General features: G+C 62.2%; 16 protein-coding genes and 1 tRNA gene. 15 read left to right on the top strand and 2 right to left on the bottom strand.

Annotation, left to right across the window (positions count from 1 at the left end; translation table 11 throughout):
• The first annotated feature begins 21 nt into the window (after positions 1-21).
• Both BM173_RS03165 and BM173_RS03170 read left to right on the top strand, forming a co-directional pair.
• Positions 22-1029, top strand: coding sequence for a threonine aldolase family protein (locus BM173_RS03165; RefSeq protein WP_090477208.1), 1008 nt, complete (start codon positions 22-24; stop codon positions 1027-1029).
• The gene (locus BM173_RS03170) at positions 1026-1964 is read left to right on the top strand and encodes a DMT family transporter (RefSeq protein ID WP_090477210.1); all 939 of its coding nucleotides are present in this window, start codon (positions 1026-1028) and stop codon (positions 1962-1964) included. Before BM173_RS03165 ends, BM173_RS03170 begins: the two co-directional genes overlap by 4 nt.
• Here the strand turns inward: BM173_RS03170 and BM173_RS03175 are convergent.
• Complete coding sequence (locus BM173_RS03175; RefSeq protein WP_090477212.1) at positions 1947-2723, bottom strand: Rossmann-fold NAD(P)-binding domain-containing protein; 777 nt, start codon at positions 2721-2723, stop codon at positions 1947-1949. The two genes, BM173_RS03170 and BM173_RS03175, sit on opposite strands and share 18 nt — an antisense overlap.
• Positions 2724-2765: 42 nt before the next feature.
• Here BM173_RS03175 and pepN point away from each other — a divergent pair, with 42 nt between their 5' ends.
• The 9 genes from pepN (at position 2766) to BM173_RS03220 (ending at position 12433) form a co-directional block, all read left to right on the top strand.
• Positions 2766-5420: an aminopeptidase N gene (gene pepN, locus BM173_RS03180; protein ID WP_090478437.1), complete on the top strand. Its 2655-nt coding sequence runs from the start codon at positions 2766-2768 to the stop codon at positions 5418-5420.
• Between the two features lie 10 nt (positions 5421-5430).
• Positions 5431-6114, top strand: coding sequence for a peptidoglycan editing factor PgeF (pgeF, locus tag BM173_RS03185; RefSeq protein ID WP_090477214.1), 684 nt, complete (start codon positions 5431-5433; stop codon positions 6112-6114).
• A gap of 217 nt (positions 6115-6331) precedes the next feature.
• The gene (gene petA / locus BM173_RS03190; protein ID WP_090478439.1) at positions 6332-6904 is read left to right on the top strand and encodes a ubiquinol-cytochrome c reductase iron-sulfur subunit; all 573 of its coding nucleotides are present in this window, start codon (positions 6332-6334) and stop codon (positions 6902-6904) included.
• A 23-nt stretch (positions 6905-6927) separates the two neighbouring features.
• Positions 6928-8220: a cytochrome b gene (locus BM173_RS03195; protein WP_090477216.1), complete on the top strand. Its 1293-nt coding sequence runs from the start codon at positions 6928-6930 to the stop codon at positions 8218-8220.
• Between the two features lie 25 nt (positions 8221-8245).
• Positions 8246-9097, top strand: a complete 852-nt coding sequence (locus tag BM173_RS03200; RefSeq protein WP_090477218.1) for a cytochrome c1 — start codon at positions 8246-8248, stop codon at positions 9095-9097.
• A 93-nt stretch (positions 9098-9190) separates the two neighbouring features.
• A complete protein-coding gene (locus BM173_RS03205; protein WP_090477220.1) occupies positions 9191-9727 on the top strand; it encodes an adenine phosphoribosyltransferase in 537 nt (178 codons plus the stop codon).
• Between the two features lie 92 nt (positions 9728-9819).
• Positions 9820-11673: a cation:proton antiporter gene (locus BM173_RS03210; protein ID WP_090477222.1), complete on the top strand. Its 1854-nt coding sequence runs from the start codon at positions 9820-9822 to the stop codon at positions 11671-11673.
• The gene (locus BM173_RS03215) at positions 11670-12302 is read left to right on the top strand and encodes an OmpA family protein (protein WP_090477224.1); all 633 of its coding nucleotides are present in this window, start codon (positions 11670-11672) and stop codon (positions 12300-12302) included. The genes BM173_RS03210 and BM173_RS03215 overlap by 4 nt, the downstream gene beginning before the upstream one ends.
• 57 nt (positions 12303-12359) lie before the next feature.
• A tRNA-Gly gene (locus BM173_RS03220) sits at positions 12360-12433 on the top strand.
• A gap of 29 nt (positions 12434-12462) precedes the next feature.
• On the opposite strand, the gene panC is transcribed toward BM173_RS03220, so the two are convergent.
• The gene (gene panC, locus BM173_RS03225; protein ID WP_090477226.1) at positions 12463-13314 is read right to left on the bottom strand and encodes a pantoate--beta-alanine ligase; all 852 of its coding nucleotides are present in this window, start codon (positions 13312-13314) and stop codon (positions 12463-12465) included.
• A gap of 89 nt (positions 13315-13403) precedes the next feature.
• Between panC and BM173_RS03230 the strand changes: the two genes are divergently transcribed.
• From BM173_RS03230 to BM173_RS03245, 4 genes are read left to right on the top strand one after another with little or no spacing between them, the layout of a single operon-like run.
• Positions 13404-14216 (top strand): division plane positioning ATPase MipZ, encoded by an 813-nt coding sequence (locus tag BM173_RS03230; RefSeq protein WP_090477228.1) that lies wholly within the window; start codon positions 13404-13406, stop codon positions 14214-14216.
• A complete protein-coding gene (locus BM173_RS03235) occupies positions 14213-14515 on the top strand; it encodes a J domain-containing protein (protein ID WP_090477230.1) in 303 nt (100 codons plus the stop codon). Before BM173_RS03230 ends, BM173_RS03235 begins: the two co-directional genes overlap by 4 nt.
• The gene (gene pgmG / locus BM173_RS03240; protein ID WP_090477232.1) at positions 14512-15915 is read left to right on the top strand and encodes a phosphoglucomutase/phosphomannomutase PgmG; all 1404 of its coding nucleotides are present in this window, start codon (positions 14512-14514) and stop codon (positions 15913-15915) included. The genes BM173_RS03235 and pgmG overlap by 4 nt, the downstream gene beginning before the upstream one ends.
• Before the next feature lie 23 nt (positions 15916-15938).
• Positions 15939-16751, top strand: coding sequence for a DUF2059 domain-containing protein (locus BM173_RS03245; RefSeq protein WP_143089554.1), 813 nt, complete (start codon positions 15939-15941; stop codon positions 16749-16751).
• The last annotated feature ends 32 nt before the right edge of the window (positions 16752-16783 follow it).

Genomic DNA, 16783 nt, shown 5'->3' on the forward strand with positions numbered 1-16783 from the left:
GCGCGCTAGAGGCGTTCCCCTATGACGAGCCAGGCCCAGTTTCTCTCCGACAATGCAGCCAGCGTCCACCCGGCGATCTGGGACGCCCTGCGTGCCGCCGATGCGAGCGATGCACCCTATGACGGCGATGCACACAGCGCTTCGCTCGACGAGAAGTTTTCCGCGCTGTTCGGGCGCGATTGTGAAGTCCTTTGGGTGGCGACGGGGACGGCCGCCAATTGCCTCGCGCTGGCGACCATGGTCCAGCCGCACGGCGGGGTCGTGTGCCATGAAGAGGCACATATCGAAATGGACGAGGGCGGTGCGCCGGGCTTCTATTTGCACGGCGCGAAATTGCTTCTGGGCGAGGGTGATGGCGCAAAGCTGTCGCCCGATAGCATTCGCGCGGTAATCGATCCGATCCGCGACGATGTACACCAGGTCCAGCCGCACGCGATTTCCATTACCCAGGCGAGCGAGTACGGGCGCGTTTACCGGCCCGAGGAACTCGCCGCTATTTCCGCTCTCGCGAAGGATCGCGGGCTTTGGCTTCACATGGATGGTGCGCGGTTCGCCAATGCGGTGGCGTTTCTCGATGTTTCAGCCGCGGAAGCTGCCGGTGATGTGGATGCGCTCAGCTTCGGCTTCGTCAAGAACGGCGGAATGACCGCAGAGGCGATCGTATTCTTCGATCGCGGACTGGCCGATGTCGCGCGCTATCGCCGCAAGCGCGCTGGCCATCTGCAGAGCAAGGGGCGCTATCTCGCGGCACAGCTTCACGCCATGCTCGACGGTGATGTCTGGCTCCACAATGCCCGCTCGGCAAATGCCGCTGCACAGGAAATTGCTGGAGCCTGCAGTGAGCGACTGATGCACGCTGTCGAGGCGAACGAGGTGTTCGTGCGTTGCAGTGCTGCAGAGCGCGAGGCGCTGAGGTCACGTGGGTTCGGCTTTTACGATTGGGGCGACGACGCAGCGCGGTTCGTCACTGCGTGGAACACCCGCGAAGAAGACGCGCAGGCGCTGGCATCGGCGATCTCCGGCCTATGAGCGTTTCGGCGGGAGAGACGACGCTGCTGCGCTGGCGCATCGTCATCCCTTTTCTCCTCACCGGAATGATCTGGGGCTCGACCTGGTGGGTCATTACCGACCAGATCGACGGGGCCGCGCCCAGCTGGTCGGTGGCGGTACGTTTCGCAATTGCGACCCCTGCCATGTTCCTGCTGGCCCGCGTCATGGGCCGGTCGCTGGCGATCGGCAGGAACGGCCACATCCTCGCAATCGCCATCGGGATCGCCCAGTTCTGCGCCAACTTCAACTTCGTCTACCGGGCCGAGCTTCACCTGACTTCCGGCATCGTCGCGGTCATGTTCACGATGCTGATCGTGAGCAATGCCGCATTCGGCTGGTGGCTACTTGGGCAAAGGATCACCCGGGGCTTTGTCGTGGGAACTGTCGTCGCACTGTCAGGCATCGCCCTGCTGCTCATCCACGAAGCGGGATTGAACCCGCTGGGCGGCAGCATCCCGCTCGGAATTCTGTGGGCCGTGTTCGGCATTCTTGCCGCAAGTATCGCGAATGTCGTGCAGGCCAACGAGACCGGCCGCGCGCTGCCGATGGTCTCCTTGCTGGCCTGGGCGATGCTCTACGGGACGATCGCCGATTTCGCCCTTGCCTGGTTCACAGCCGGTCCGCCGCAGCTTCCGGACAGGCAGAGCTTCTGGCTCGGCATCGGGTGGCTGGCACTGGCCGGTAGCGTCGTGACCTTTCCGCTCCACTATACCCTCGTACGCGAAATCGGGGCAGGCAGGGCAGCCTATAACGGTATTGTGACCGTCATCGTAGCGATGCTCCTGTCCACCCTGTTCGAAGATTACCGGTGGACCACGCAGACCGTGATTGGCGCAGTGCTGGCGCTGATCGGCCTCGTCATTGCCCTGCGCGCCCGGCAGACGCCGCCACCGGCGCTAAAGCAGGCTGCCTAGACCTTCTCGATAGGTCGGATAGCGAGGCTTCCAGTCCAGCAGCCGCTTGGCCTTTCCATTCGCGACCCGGCGGTTCTCGGCATAAAATCCGCGAGCCATGGGCGAGAGGTCTGCTTCCTCCATCGACACCAAGGGTGGCGGTTCGGTCCCTAGTAAGCGGCAGGCCTCCTTGATCACCGCATTCTGGCTCGTGGGCAGGTCGTCTGCGAGATTGTAGGCGCCCGCCGGCGCATCTTTCTCGATGGCGACGACGACACCCGAAACGATGTCTTCCACATGCACACGGCTGAAAACCTGTCCGGGCAGATCGATGCGGTGGGCCTTGTTTTCGCGCACCCTCTCGAAAGCGCTGCGTCCGGGGCCGTAAATGCCGGGTAGTCGGAAGACGCGTGCATCCAGCTCCAGCCACCGCGCATCGCATTGCGCACGCGCCGTGCGCCGCCCACCGCCGGTCGGGCTGCCTTCATCGACCCAGGCGCCCTCTGCATCTCCGTAGACCCCGGTGGAGGAGAGATAGCCAAGCCATTTGCCTTCCAGCGCGTGTCCGTATCGGTCCAGCACCGGATCCGTGCCGTCGGCGGGTGGCACCGAACTCAGGACATGGCTGGCCGAACCCAGGGCGCGAAGCACTGCGTCCATGTCGTCGAAAGCGATATTGCCAGCACTTCCGCTTGCATCGATGTGCCAGCCGGAACCGCGCATCGCTTGCGCAATTCGTCCCGCCGTGTAGCCGAGACCGAAGATGAACAATCGAGCCATCGGCGCGTTCTAGCGTAAAGGTTTCAGATTCACAGGATGAACATGGATATAGCACGCACTCCCTCGAGCCCTGACGGCAACATCGAAATGGCGGATGCAGCCGTGGAGCCGCACGATCCGCCCGAGATCAGGCGCGAGGATTATCGTCCTTTCCCGTGGATGGTGCCCGAGACCCGTCTCGAGTTCGACCTCGGCCTAGAGAGCACCCGCGTCAGATCGCGGCTGACCGTAGCGCGCAATGCCAAGGCCGATGCCTCACCGACAATCAGGCTGAATGGCGACGGCTTGGTCCCGACGAGTGTGAAAGTCGACGGCGAACCGACGCGAGCCTACACCATGGATGGCGACGATCTCGTGCTGACGCTTCCTGGCGAAGCGCACGAGATCGCGATCGAGACCGAAATCGATCCGTCCTCCAATACGCAGCTGATGGGCCTTTACGCCTCGAACGGAATGCTCTGCACGCAATGCGAATCGGAAGGCTTCCGGCGGATAACCTTTTTCCCCGACCGGCCCGATGTGCTCAGCACATTCACCGTTCGGATGAGCGGTGCGAGGGACCAGTTCCCGATCCTCCTGTGCAACGGCAACCGGACCGACGAAGGAGAGGACGGCGACACTCACTGGGCAGAGTGGCACGACCCCTGGCCCAAACCGTCCTACCTCTTTGCCCTGGTGGCTGGCGACCTTGTCGCCCGTAGCGATAGCTTCACCACCATGAACGGCCGCGAGGTCGAGCTCAACGTGTGGGTTCGCGACGGCGACCTGCCTCGGACAGAGCACGCGATGGAGAGCCTCAAGCGCTCGATGAAATGGGACGAGGAAGCCTTCGGGCGCGAATACGATCTCGACCTGTTCAACATCGTTGCGGTTTCGGACTTCAACATGGGCGCCATGGAGAACAAGGGCCTCAACGTCTTCAATACGAAATACGTGCTGGCCGATCCCGAAACCGCGACCGACGGCGACTTCGATGCGGTCGAAGGCGTTATCGGTCACGAGTATTTCCACAACTGGTCGGGTAACCGGATCACCTGCCGCGACTTTTTTCAGCTCTCGCTCAAGGAGGGCTTTACCGTTTTGCGCGACCAGCTCTTCAGCCAGGACATGGGCAGCGAGCCGGTGAAACGGATCGAGGATGTCCGCATCCTCCGCCTCGCCCAGTTCCCCGAAGACTCCGGACCCTTGGCGCACCCGATCCGCCCGGACAGTTATCGCGAAATCAGCAATTTCTACACGGCGACAGTCTACAACAAGGGCGCCGAGGTCATCCGCATGATGCGCACGATGGCCGGAGAAGAAGCCTTCCGCAAAGGCACGGACCTCTACTTCGACCGGCACGACGGCGAAGCGGCGACTTGCGAGGATTTCGTCCGCTCGATCGAGGATGGCGCGGGGCTCGATCTGGAACAGTTCCGCCTTTGGTATTCGCAGGCCGGAACGCCGAAGGTTTCGGTCGAGCTGACGCACGAAGGCGAGGAGGCAGTGTTGAAACTTCGCCAGACCGTCCCGCCGACGCCCGGTCAGCCGGACAAGAAGCCGATGCCGATCCCGCTGAAGCTGGCTCTTTTCGACCAACAGAGCGCGTCGCACAGCGGCGAAAAGCTGGTCGTGCTCGACACCGAATCGGCAGAGCACCGGTTCGACGGCTTTGCCAACAAACCAGTCCTGTCGATCAATCGGGGCTTTTCGGCGCCGGTCACGATCGACCGTGCGATCGATCGCGAGGATCTCGTGTTCCTTGCAGCCTCCGATAACGATCCCTTTGCGCGCTACGAGGCCATGCAGGACTTGATGGTCCGGCATCTGGTCGCCGCGGTCGGCGGCAAGCTTTCCGAAGAGGAGCGCAACCGTGGCGGCGCGAGTATCGCCGAAGCGATGGGCGCTATCCTTGCCGATCCGGACATCGACGACCTGATGCGAGGCGAGCTGATGAGCATGCCAAGCCAGACCTACATCGCAGAACAGATGGAGCTGGCCGACCCGGGCCTCATCCATGCCGAGCGCGAGCGTCTCAAGGCGCTGATCGGTAGCCAGCTTTCGGAGCCATTGCATCGGCTCTACGAGCGGGCCGAACAGGTCCCGTTCTCGCTCGATGCGGAAGCAAAAGGCGCGCGCAAGCTGAAAACCATGGTGCTCGCCTATGCGGCAGCCAGCGATCCCGAAAAGGCGGCTGAACTGGCGGCCCACCAGTATGACCGGGCAGACAACATGACCGACCGGCAGGGCGCTCTCATGGTGCTCACCGGACTAGAAGGTGTGGAGCGGACCAACAAGCTGCTCGATTTCTACAACCGCTATGAAGGCAATGCCCTCGTGATCGACAAGTGGTTTGCACTGCAGGCCTCTTCGCTTCATCCCAAGGTCGTCGAGCATGTGAAGGCCCTTGCCGACCATCCCGATTTCACCCTGCGAAATCCGAACCGCGTGCGGTCGCTCTACATGGCCTTTGCCGGGAACCCGCAAGGCTTCCACGCGGCCAGCGGCGAGGGCTACAAGATGATCGGCGACCTCATCCTCGAGCTCGATCCGATCAACGCACAGACGGCTGCGCGCTTCGTGCCGCCGCTCGGGCGGTGGCGCAAGGTGGAGTCGCAACGGGCGGCTCTCATGCGCGAGCAGCTTGAGCGGATCGCAAAGGCGGAGAAGCTGTCGCGCGATACGTACGAGCAGGTTTCCAGAAGCCTGGCCGATTGAGGAAAAGCGCGTGGCGGAAGGTCAAGATCTGTTGCGATCCGACCGTATCGGGATTGCCCATGGTTTCCTCACCGGACCTCAATCGGACAGGCGAGAGCTGGATCGAATAGGCGGCGATGCGCCGACCGCGTTGCTCAAGCAGGTGCATTCTGCAGACTGTATAGTCGTAGGAAGCGATTTCGATTTCGAGAGCCGGCCCGAGGCGGATGCGATGGTGACCAAGGTGCCGCAGTTTCGCCTGGCGATCGTGACCGCCGACTGTGCACCGGTATTGCTCCACGATGCCGGCGCGGGGGTCATCGGTGCGGCCCATGCCGGCTGGCGCGGTGCGCATGGCGGTGTCCTCGAAAACACCGTCGCGGCGATGGAAGCACTCGGCGCCCGGCCAGATCGCATCTCCGCTGCGATCGGCCCGTGCATCGCCCAGGCCAGTTACGAGGTAGACGATGCTTTTCGGGCGAAGTTCGAAAGCGCCGCGCATCGATTTTTCGAGGCCGGTCGTGAAGGCCACTGGCAGTTCGATCTGGAGGGTTACGCGGCGTGGCGGCTGTCACTCGCCGGGGTAGAGGATATCGATCGCCTCTCGCTCGACACCTATGCCAACGAATCGCGGTTTTACTCCTATCGCCGGTCGACACATCGCGCAGAGCCGACCGAGGGACGCCAGTTCAGCGCAATCTGCCTGACTGCATAGTTGCATAAAGCCGAACTCGCATGGCCAAAATGGCGGTTGGCAAGGGGGCGCAATAAGGCTAGAGGCCCGGACCAAACCGGGACACCGGGGGCTTTCGCACAGGCTTTTTCGCCTCGGGCATTGCCCGCACCGGATTTCCGGGCAACGGATCGCAATTCTTTCACGTCGTGTGCCAACCCAGGCATTCGACCCGCAAGGCAGGCAAGGCAACGCGCTGATGGCAGACACAACTGCAACCGCTTCCACTGAAACCGTAGCACAGACCGATGACGGAATCCGTCGTCGCGACTTCCTCGACATCGCCGCAATCGGCGCTGCAGGCGTGGGCGGTGTCTTCATCGTCTACCCGCTGGTCAGCCAGATGGCGCCGTCGAAGGATGTTCTCGCGGCCAGCTCGACGGAAGTGGACGTATCGAGCATCGAACCGGGCCAGGCCATCAAGGCGGTCTTCCGCAAGCAGCCGCTATTCGTGAAGCGTCTGACCGATGCGGAAATCGCTGCGGCAAATGCCACGGCGACAGGTTCGCTCCGTGATCCGCAGAGCCTCGAAGACCGCACCAAGGAAGGTCATCGCGACATCCTGGTCACGATGGGTGTCTGCACCCACCTCGGCTGTGTGCCGCTTGGCGCCGCAGAAGGCGAAGTGAAGGGTGAGTATGGCGGCTATTTCTGCCCTTGCCACGGTTCGCACTACGATACTGCCGGCCGCATCAGGAAGGGTCCGGCCCCGACGAACCTCGAAGTGCCGGAGTACGAGTTCACCTCGGACACGGTAATCCAGGTCGGTTGAGCTAGAAGACGAGAGACACAGACATGAGCTTTCCCTGGGCACGCGAATATCAGCCGAGCAACGGCTTCACCCGCTTCCTCGACGAGAAGCTGCCGCTTCCGCGCCTCGTCTACAATGCGGTCGGTGCCGGTTACCCGGTTCCGCGCAACCTTTCCTATTTCTGGAATTTCGGCGTCCTCGCCGGTTTCTTCCTCGTGCTGCAGATCGTCACCGGCGTGGTGCTGGCGATGCACTATGCTGCGAACGCCCAAGTCGCATTCGCAACGACCGAGCACATCATGCGCAACGTCAACTGGGGCTGGATGATGCGCTATGCCCACGCAAACGGGGCGAGCTTCTTCTTCATCGTCGTCTACATGCACATTTTCCGCGGCCTGTTCTATTCGAGTTACAAGGCCCCGCGCGAGATGATCTGGCTGCTGGGCGTCGTCATCTTCCTGCTCATGATGGCAACCGCCTTCATGGGTTACGTGCTTCCCTGGGGCCAGATGAGCTTCTGGGGCGCGAAGGTCATCACCGGCCTGTTCGGCGCAATTCCGCTTATCGGTGAGCCGATCCAGATCTGGCTTCTGGGTGGTTTCGCCCCCGATAACGCCGCTCTGAATCGCTTCTTCTCGCTGCACTTCCTGCTGCCGTTCGTGATCGCCGGTGTGGTCATCCTCCACATTTGGGCACTGCACATCCCGGGCTCGTCGAACCCGACGGGCGTCGAAGTGAAGAGCGAAAGCGACACCGTTCCCTTCCACCCGTACTACACGGCAAAGGACGGCTTCGGCCTCGGCGTCATCCTGCTGGCCTACTTCGCGATGGTCTTCTTCCTGCCCAACGCACTCGGTCACCCGGACAACTATATCGAAGCCAACCCGCTTTCGACGCCGGCGCACATCGTTCCCGAATGGTACTTCTGGCCGTTCTACGCGATCTTGCGCGCTTTCACCGTCGACTTCATTCTCCCGGCCAAGCTGTGGGGCGTGATCGCGATGTTCGCTTCGATCCTGCTGTGGTTCTTCCTGCCCTGGCTGGACAAGTCGCCGGTTCGCAGCGGCCACTACCGTCCGCTGTTCCGCAAGTTCTTCTGGTTCGGCCTGATCCCGACGATGATCGTCCTGTTCATCTGCGGCGGTGCTCCGGCTGAAGAGCCCTATGTGATGCTCAGCCAGATCGCCACGGCGTACTACTTCCTGCACTTCCTGGTGATCCTCCCGATCATCAGCAGTGTCGAAAAGCCCGAACCCTTGCCGTATTCCATCACCGAGGCGGTGCTTGGTTCGGACAAGAAGGCCGTGCTCGGCGAAAACACGACGCCGGCCGTCTAAGCGATACGAGAAAGATCTTCAGGTCATGACCAAACTTCTCAGCGTCCGCCTCGTAGCCATCCTGGTTGGCCTCGGCTTCGCATTTGTAGCCCTCTTCGCATTCGTCATCGGCGCCTATAATGCCGCTACGGAAGAGACTGCCGCCCACGTACCCTACGAAAAGCCGATGGACATCGCCTTCTCGTTCGACGGGCCCTTCGGCAAGTGGGACAAGGCGCAGCTCCAGCGCGGCCTCAAGGTCTACGACGAAGTCTGCTCGGCATGTCACAGCCTCAAGTTCGTAGCGTTCCGTAACTTGGAAGAACTCGGCTACGACGAAGGTCAGGTGAAAGCCTACGCAGCCTCCAAGCAGGTGCCGGGTATCGACCCGAATACCGGTGAGGCGGCCATGCGTCCGGGCCTTCCGACCGATTACTTCCCGTCGCCTTATCCCAACGCCGTGGCCGCTGCCGCTGCCAACAACAATGCGATCCCGCCGGACCTTTCGCTGATCACGAAGGCACGCGGTGACGGCACGAACTACGTTGCCTCGCTGCTGATGGGCTACCAGGCTCCTTCGGAAGAGCTCCTTGCAGAACATCCCGAAGCAGCTCCGGGACCGGGCCTGCACCACAACCCGTACTTCCCGAACCTCAACCTCGCGATGGCACCGCCGCTCACGACCGATGGTCAGGTGACTTACGACGACGGTACGGAAGCAACCATCGAGCAGATGTCGAAAGACGTCGCCGCTTTCCTGACCTGGACGGCCGAGCCGACCCTGGTGAAGCGCAAGCAGACCGGTTGGCCGGTGCTCATCTTCCTCCTGTTCGCGACCATCCTCGCGTACATGTCGAAGCAGCAGATCTGGGCGGCAGTGAAGCCCAAGAAAGACTGATCGAGATCCTCTCGCTCATTATGAACGCCCCTGCCATCGAAGCGATGGCGGGGGCGTTTTCATTTCTGTTCCTCTCCAGTGTAAAGGCGCGCCATGTCACCTGAACAGCTGAAGTCGCTTGTGCGAACGATCCCCGATTTCCCCAAGTCCGGCATCCAGTTCCGCGACATCACGACGCTGATCGGTCACGGCGAGGGTTTCCGTGCAAGCGTCGACTGGCTCTCCGCCGAGGTTTCCCGGGCTCCTGTCGATGCGATCGCGGGCATGGAGGCCCGCGGCTTCATTTTCGGCGCGGCAGTGGCAGCGGCGCTCGGCAAGCCGTTCATTCCCATTCGCAAGCCCGGGAAGCTGCCTATCAAGACGATCGGTGTCGACTATGCGCTGGAATACGGCAGCGATCGGCTCGAGATGGATCCCGAGGCCATCGGCGATGGCTGCCACGTGGCCATCGTCGACGACCTCCTCGCGACAGGCGGCACGGCTTGTGCCGCAACGGAACTGCTCCGCAAGGCCGGTGCGCGGGTACAGACAGCAAGCTTCATCATCGATCTGCCGGACCTCGGGGGCGCGCGAAAGCTGCGCGATTGCAGCGTCGAGGTCACCTCGCTCATGCAATTCGAAGGCGACTAGCCCGGAATTTCGCTAAATTTGGAAATAGTTCGGCTTTCGGGCATTGATGCACGGTGGCCTTTTGCTGAAGGTCGACTGACGTTGCGAGGGGCATGGAACAGACACTAGTCATAGCTTTGGTGGGGATTCTGGGCATCGGTGCGCAATGGATCGCGTGGCGAACCGGGTGGCCCGCAATCGTTCTCATGCTCGCAGCAGGCTTCCTGGCCGGGCCCGTGCTCGGAATCTTCGATCCTGAACATGCGTTCGGCGAGCTTCTCGAACCGATGGTCGCAGTCGGCGTCGCGCTGATCCTGTTCGAAGGCGGCTTGAGCCTCGATTTCCGCGAATTGCGCCATACCGGTAGTGCCGTCATTCGCCTTGCGACGGTGGGGGTCGCGATCGGGTGGCTGCTCGGAGCGCTGGCGGGCATCTACATCGCCGGCCTGGCTCCCGAAGTAGCAATCCTGTTCGGGGGCATCCTCGTGGTGACAGGACCGACGGTCGTCATTCCGTTGCTCAGGCAAAGCTCTATCAAGTCGCGGCCCGCCTCGATCCTGAAGTGGGAAGCGATCGTCAACGATCCCACCGGGGCGCTGTGCGCTGTCATTGCTTACGAGTATTTCCGCAAGGTGGCCGAACAGCCGAATGCGACGCTGTTCGAGGTCGTCCCCCCGCTGATTATCGCCGCGATCATCGCCGGACTTATCGGCTATGTCGCCGCGCTGGCGATAGCATGGTCATTCCCCCGCGGTGCAGTCCCGGAATATCTCAAGGTTCCGGTCCTACTCACGGCGGTTGTCGGCGTGTTCGTCGTATCCAATCTCATAGAACACGAAGCCGGTCTTGTAGCCGTAACGGTCATGGGCGTAGCCCTTGCGAACATGAATGTATCAAGTCTGCGGTCCATTCACCCGTTCAAGGAGAATATCGCGGTCTTGCTGGTGTCGGGGATTTTCATTCTCCTGTCGGCATCGCTCAGTATCGAGGACATTCGCTACATCAACTGGCCTATCGGGCTGTTCCTGCTCGCCCTGCTGTTCCTCGTCCGCCCGGCGACCATCCTGATCAGTCTGCTCGGCACGAACATCCCGTGGAATGAGCGCCTGTTTCTCGCCTGGATCGCGCCGAGGGGGATCGTGCTGGTCGCCATCTCGGGCCTGTTCGCACTGCGCCTGTCCGATCTCGGCTTCACCGATGGCAACTTGCTCATCGGCCTCAGCTTCGCCGTGGTCGTCGTGACTATCGTGGCGCACGGTTTCACAGTCGACTTCGTTGCCAAGCTGCTCAAGGTGAAAGGCGCAACCCGCCCCGGCATTCTGATCGTCGGCAGCACGCCGTGGACCATCGCTTTGGCGGAGCAGGTCCAGGAGATGAAGGCTCCGGTCCTGATCGTCGATTCCAGCTGGCAGCGTCTCGCGCTGGCCCGCCAGAAGGGAATTCCCTTCTATCACGGCGAAATCCTGAACGAGGCGACGGAGCACAATCTTGAGCTGGCGCCCTATCAGAACCTCGTGGCCGCGACCGAGAACGAAGCTTACAATGCGCTCGTCTGCAACGAATTCGCCCATGAAATCGGGCGGGACGCGGTGTTCCAGCTCGGCGAGGCGGCTCAGTCCGACGACAAGCACTCGCTTCCGGAAAGCTTACGCGGGCGCGCGCTGTTCGAATCGGGTTTCGGTGTCGAGGATGTTTCCGAGCGGCAGCGTCAGGGGTGGGTATTTCGCAAGACCAAGCTGTCCGATGAATTCGACTTCGAGGACGCGCAGGAGCGGCTGCCCGATGCGGCGAACATGCTGCTGCTGATCCGCAGGGGTGGGGTGATCCGTTTCTTCACTCATGCGTCGCGCCCGGAACCCCGCGCTGGCGACACGATCCTGAGCTTTCTTCCGCCCCAGCCGCGCACGGCGGAAGAGAACGCTGCGCGCAAGAAATCTGGACGAAAACAGGGGATAGAGCCGGCATGAACCGGAATTGGAACAACTGGGCCGGTGCGGCCTTCCTGACATGTGCAGCAGTCGGTCTGTCGGCATGCGGCCGCGAGGAGGCGCCCGAACCCGCACCTACGGATAGCGATGGTCCGCGGTCGATCTTCGAGAAAGAAGGCGAAGGGCCTGCCGGAGGCCCCGCTGCAGACGCGCTTCCGCCGCTCGAAACGACGCTGGGTTTTCCCGATGGAACCAGTGAACTGACCGAGGCCGCGCGCGCCGAGCTCGCTACGATCCTGAAGTCACCTCAGATGGGCGCAGGTGGGCGGATCCTGCTCGGCGGTCATTCCGACAGCGACGGTAGCGACGAAGCGAACGAGACTGCTTCTCGCGAACGCGCCGAGGCCGTGCGCGATTTCCTCGTCGAGAACGGCGTCGAGGAAGAGCGCATTGAGATCGTCGCATTCGGCGAGCAGAACCCGGTGGAGCCCAATGCCCTTCCCGACGGCTCACCCAACGAAGAAGGGCGCGCAGCGAATCGCCGGGTCGAAGTGACGATCGAAACCGAGGCATTCGACGCAGATGAAGCCCGCGCACCCACGCTTATCGAAACCATCACGCAGACCGATGAGGCGGGCGGCGAAGAAAGCAGCACCAACGGCGAATGACCTGTTGACGCGGGGCCACTCCCGGTGGCATCTGCGCTCCCGCCCAAGCAGGTGTGGGCGGGTATAGCATAGTGGTAATGCTCCAGCCTTCCAAGCTGGCTAGAGGGGTTCGATTCCCCTTACCCGCTCCAACCTCCGCTCTCGCCAGCGTCTGTAGGGTCTATTCCACCGCCATATTGTCGATCAGCCGCGTGCCGCCGATGCGTGCCGCCACGAACAGGCGTGCATTGCCATTGTCCTTTTCCAGGGGTTCCAGGCTGTCTGCATCGCGCAACTCGGCATAATCGACGCTGTCGAACCCGCTGACCTGGAGCACTTCGCGAAGATTGCCGAGTGGCCGCTCTGCTTCTCCGCCTTCGGACAAAACGGCGATTGCATCGCGCATCGCGCGGGGAAGGGCGCCTGCCTGTTCGCGCTGCTCGCGGGAAAGATACGCGTTACGGCTGCTCATCGCGAGCCCGTCCTTTTCACGCACGATCGGCACGCCCCTGATCGCATCGACATGGGGCTGGGTCAGGTCGAGGTCGCGCGCCATCCGGCGGATGACGGCAAGTTGTTGCCAGTCCTTCTCGCCGAAGAAGGCTATGTCCGGCCTGACCTGGTTGAACAGCTTGCAGACGACGGTGGCGACGCCGTCGAAATGGCCGGGCCGGTCTCCGCCGCACAGCCCTTCGCTGACGCCCGCCACCGAGATATTGGTCGCATAGCCTTGCGGGTAGACTTCCTGCGGCTGCGGCGCCCACAGCAGCGCGACGCCTTCTTTTTCGAGCAGTTCGGAATCGCGCGCAAGCTGGCGGGGATAGGCGTCGAAGTCCTCGCCCTCTCCGAACTGGCGCGGGTTGACGAAGATCGAGGCGACGACGTGATCCGCAGTGCGCCTGGCTTCGCGCATCAGGGTCAGATGTCCCTCGTGCAGGGCACCCATCGTCGGCACCAGCGCAATGGTCGCGCCATCGCCTCGCAGCGCGTCGACCGCCTTCCTCAACACTTCCAGTTCACGGGCCGTTTGCACCAGTCTATCCCCTTGGATAAGGATCAATTCAGACGCCCTAGCGCCGAGCGCGGGCTTGCAGCAACAATTTGCGAGTATCTTTACTTACCGTGTCCCAGACCGCACCCCACTGGATTACCTTCGCCAATGAAAAAGGCGGCACCGGAAAGTCGACCACGGCCGTTCACGTGGCCGTCGCGCTGGCCTATCGCGGCGCCGATGTGGTCGCATTCGATCTCGACCATCGCCAGCGCACCATGTGCCGCTATTTCGAGAACCGGGCCGACACCGCCGAGCGCCGGAATATCGAGCTTCCTACAGTGCGCTGCCACACGATCGAGGATCTGGCACCGGAGGAGTTCGCCGCCTTCGTTGAGGAGCACAGCGCCGGAGCCGATTTCATCATCGTCGACACGCCCGGCCGCGACGATCCGCTCGCCCGGTTCGCGGCGACCCAGGCTGACACGCTTGTGACCCCGATGAACGACAGCTTCGTCGATTTCGACCTCATCGGCCAGGTCGAGGGAGAGACATTCAAGGTCAAGAAGCTCTCTTTCTACGCTGAACTCATCTGGGAGGCGCGGATCAAGCGCGGCCGCCAGCAGATCGACCAGCAGCGTGCACAAATGGACTGGGTCGTCGTGCGCAACCGCACGGGCCACACCGAGGCGCGCAACATGGCTCGCATCGAACAGGCGCTGGCGGAAATGTCCAAGCGCGTCGGTTTTCGCACTGCGAAAGGCCTGTCGGAGCGCGTGATCTACCGCGAACTGTTCCCGTCCGGCCTCACCCTCCTCGACAAGGGGCATCTGGGTGAGCTGGGCACCAGCCACCTGGTCGCCCGGCAGGAGCTGCGCGGTCTCGTCGCGGCGCTGCGATTGCCGGGAACCGCGTTTCCACCGATCGATGAGGCGGCCGAATGACCCGTTTCCTGATTATTGCCGCGCTGATTTCCGTCCTGTGTCGTTGGGCGCTCGGCAAGTGGCCATGGGACTACTTGCGCGCTACACCGACGCGCGAGCAAGCGCTGTTCAAGGCGCGCAAGCTGCTCAATGTTTCGGCGCGCGCGGATCACCGCGAGATTCGCGAAGCGCATCGCCGGATGGCCAGCATGCTCCACCCCGACAAGGGTGGCGACAAGGCGCAGATGCAGGAACTGAACGCCGCACGCGACCTGCTGATCAACGAACTCCCTTACGAATCTCCGGAGCCTCCCCGATGAGCCATACTTTCGACCCCACAATCCTGCGCGAATACGATATTCGCGGCATCATCGGCGAAACGCTGGGCGCGGACGATGCGCGCGCGATCGGCCGTACATTCGGGTCCATGCTGCGCGAAGCCGGGGGCGAGCGGGTTGCCGTCGGCTACGATGGACGAGTTAGCTCCCCGATGCTCGAACACGCCCTGGTCGAAGGCTTGAACGCAGCAGGCTGCGATGCGGTTCGCGTAGGCCTCGGCCCGACGCCGATGCTATATTATGCCGAAGCAAGCGACCGCGATATCGACGGCGGCATTCAGATAACCGGCAGCCACAATCCCCCCAATTACAACGGCTTCAAGATGGTCTTTCAGGGCCGTCCGTTTTTCGGCGGGGACATCCAGGAGCTTGGCAGGCGTTCGGCTGCGGGCGAATGGAGCGACGGTACGGGCACGGTCGAGGATCGCGATATCGTCGACGAATACGTCTCGCGCATGATTACCGCACTCGACGGGATCGATGCCGAGGCGCTGGAGGGTATTCGCGTCGGTTGGGATGCCGGGAACGGGTCTGCCGGACCCGCTCTTGAAAAGCTGGTCGCCCGGCTGCCCGGGGAGCATCATCTTCTCTATACCGAAGTCGACGGCGAATTTCCCAATCATCATCCCGACCCTACTGTCGAGGAAAACCTTGCAGATTTGAAAAAGCTCGTCTCCGCAAAGTCCCTCGATTTCGGAGTGGCTTTCGATGGCGACGGGGACCGGATCGGGGCGATCGACGGCGAAGGGCGCGTCATCTGGGGCGACCAACTGCTGATGATCTATGCCGAAGACCTTCTGACGACCATGTCCGGAGCGACGATTATCGCCGATGTGAAGGCCAGCCGCGCGCTATTCGACCATGTCGAGAAGTGCGGCGGCGAACCGCTGATGTGGAAGACCGGCCACTCGCTGATTAAGTCCAAAATGAAGGAAACTGGCTCGCCGCTGGCCGGCGAAATGAGCGGCCACGTCTTCTTCGCCGACGAATATTACGGTTTCGACGATGCGCTTTATGCAGGTGTGCGCCTGCTGGCGGCATCGGCGCGCCTGGGCAAGTCGGTGACCGATCTGCGCGGCGCGATGCCCGATATGATCAACACGCCGGAAATGCGCTTCCAGGTGGACGAAAGCCGCAAGTTCGCAGCGATCGAGGAAGTGAAGGACCGCCTTGCGAACAGCGATGCGCAAGTGAACGGCACCGATGGCGTGCGCGTCAATACCGAGGACGGCTGGTGGTTGCTGCGCGCTTCGAACACGCAGGACGTGCTGGTTGCGCGGGCCGAGAGCGATACGCAGGAAGGTCTCGCGCGACTGATGGACCAGATCGACGAACAGCTGCGCCTGTCCGGCCTCGAGCGCGGCGAGAGCGTCGGACACTGATTTTCCGGATGGAGGGTATTATCGTGAAAAAGTGGATCCTGGCGCTCGGCGCGCCGCTGGCCCTGTCGGCCCAGCCCCTATGGGCGCAGGACGAGGATACTGGAACCGAAGACGCCGAGGTCATGGCTGCGATGATGCAGGCATTCGCCGTCGAACCACTCTCTGCGGAGGAGGAGGGACGCCTTCCCCTGGCCCGGCAGGTCATCGACAAGATGATGCCCGAAGGTTCGATGCAGAAAGTCATCGATTCCACTTTCGGCGGTATACTGGGCCCGTTCATGGATCTTGCGGCGCAAGCCGGGCCGAGCCTTGCGGATACGATCGGTTACGACGAATCCGAGCTTGAAGTGACCGAGGAACAGGTCAAGGAAATCGCCTCGATCATCGATCCCAACTGGCAGGAGCGCCAGCGCCGCGAAATGGCATTCGTCAAGGATGCGATGGGTGAGGTCATGGCAGCGATGGAACCCGCCATGCGCAAGGGTATGAGCGAGGCCTATGCCGTCGCCTTCACCGCCACCGAACTCAACGATCTCAACGCCTTTTTCGCAACGCCATCGGGCTCGACCTTCGCGGCGAAATCGTTCGAATTGGCGAACGACCCCCGCATCATGAGCGCGGCCATGAGCAGCATGCCCGTGATGATGGAACAGTTCGCCACGATGGAAGAGAAGATGAAGGCAGCGATGGCCGACCTGCCCGAACGCCGGACCTATTCGGCGCTCTCCGCGCAAGAGAAGGCGCGGCTGCAGGAGCTGACCGGGCTGAGCGAAGAAGATCTGGTCTTCGGAATGGAGGTCGCGGTCGAAACCGCTGCCCAGGACACGCCGTTCTGAACCATTGAGGCTGGGAACGTCGCCCCTTTCGG

Source organism: Qipengyuania nanhaisediminis (assembly GCF_900115585.1).
In the GTDB taxonomy this organism is placed as follows: domain Bacteria; phylum Pseudomonadota; class Alphaproteobacteria; order Sphingomonadales; family Sphingomonadaceae; genus Qipengyuania; species Qipengyuania nanhaisediminis.

Coding starts and splice junctions, on each gene's coding strand:
- BM173_RS03165 (WP_090477208.1), top strand. CDS start 22: ATGACGAGCCAGGCCCAGTTTCTCTCCGACAATGCAGCCAGCGTCCAC.
- BM173_RS03170 (WP_090477210.1), top strand. CDS start 1,026: ATGAGCGTTTCGGCGGGAGAGACGACGCTGCTGCGCTGGCGCATCGTC.
- BM173_RS03175 (WP_090477212.1), bottom strand. CDS start 2,723: ATGGCTCGATTGTTCATCTTCGGTCTCGGCTACACGGCGGGACGAATT.
- pepN (WP_090478437.1), top strand. CDS start 2,766: ATGGATATAGCACGCACTCCCTCGAGCCCTGACGGCAACATCGAAATG.
- petA (WP_090478439.1), top strand. CDS start 6,332: ATGGCAGACACAACTGCAACCGCTTCCACTGAAACCGTAGCACAGACC.
- BM173_RS03195 (WP_090477216.1), top strand. CDS start 6,928: ATGAGCTTTCCCTGGGCACGCGAATATCAGCCGAGCAACGGCTTCACC.
- BM173_RS03200 (WP_090477218.1), top strand. CDS start 8,246: ATGACCAAACTTCTCAGCGTCCGCCTCGTAGCCATCCTGGTTGGCCTC.
- BM173_RS03205 (WP_090477220.1), top strand. CDS start 9,191: ATGTCACCTGAACAGCTGAAGTCGCTTGTGCGAACGATCCCCGATTTC.
- BM173_RS03210 (WP_090477222.1), top strand. CDS start 9,820: ATGGAACAGACACTAGTCATAGCTTTGGTGGGGATTCTGGGCATCGGT.
- BM173_RS03215 (WP_090477224.1), top strand. CDS start 11,670: ATGAACCGGAATTGGAACAACTGGGCCGGTGCGGCCTTCCTGACATGT.
- BM173_RS03235 (WP_090477230.1), top strand. CDS start 14,213: ATGACCCGTTTCCTGATTATTGCCGCGCTGATTTCCGTCCTGTGTCGT.
- pgmG (WP_090477232.1), top strand. CDS start 14,512: ATGAGCCATACTTTCGACCCCACAATCCTGCGCGAATACGATATTCGC.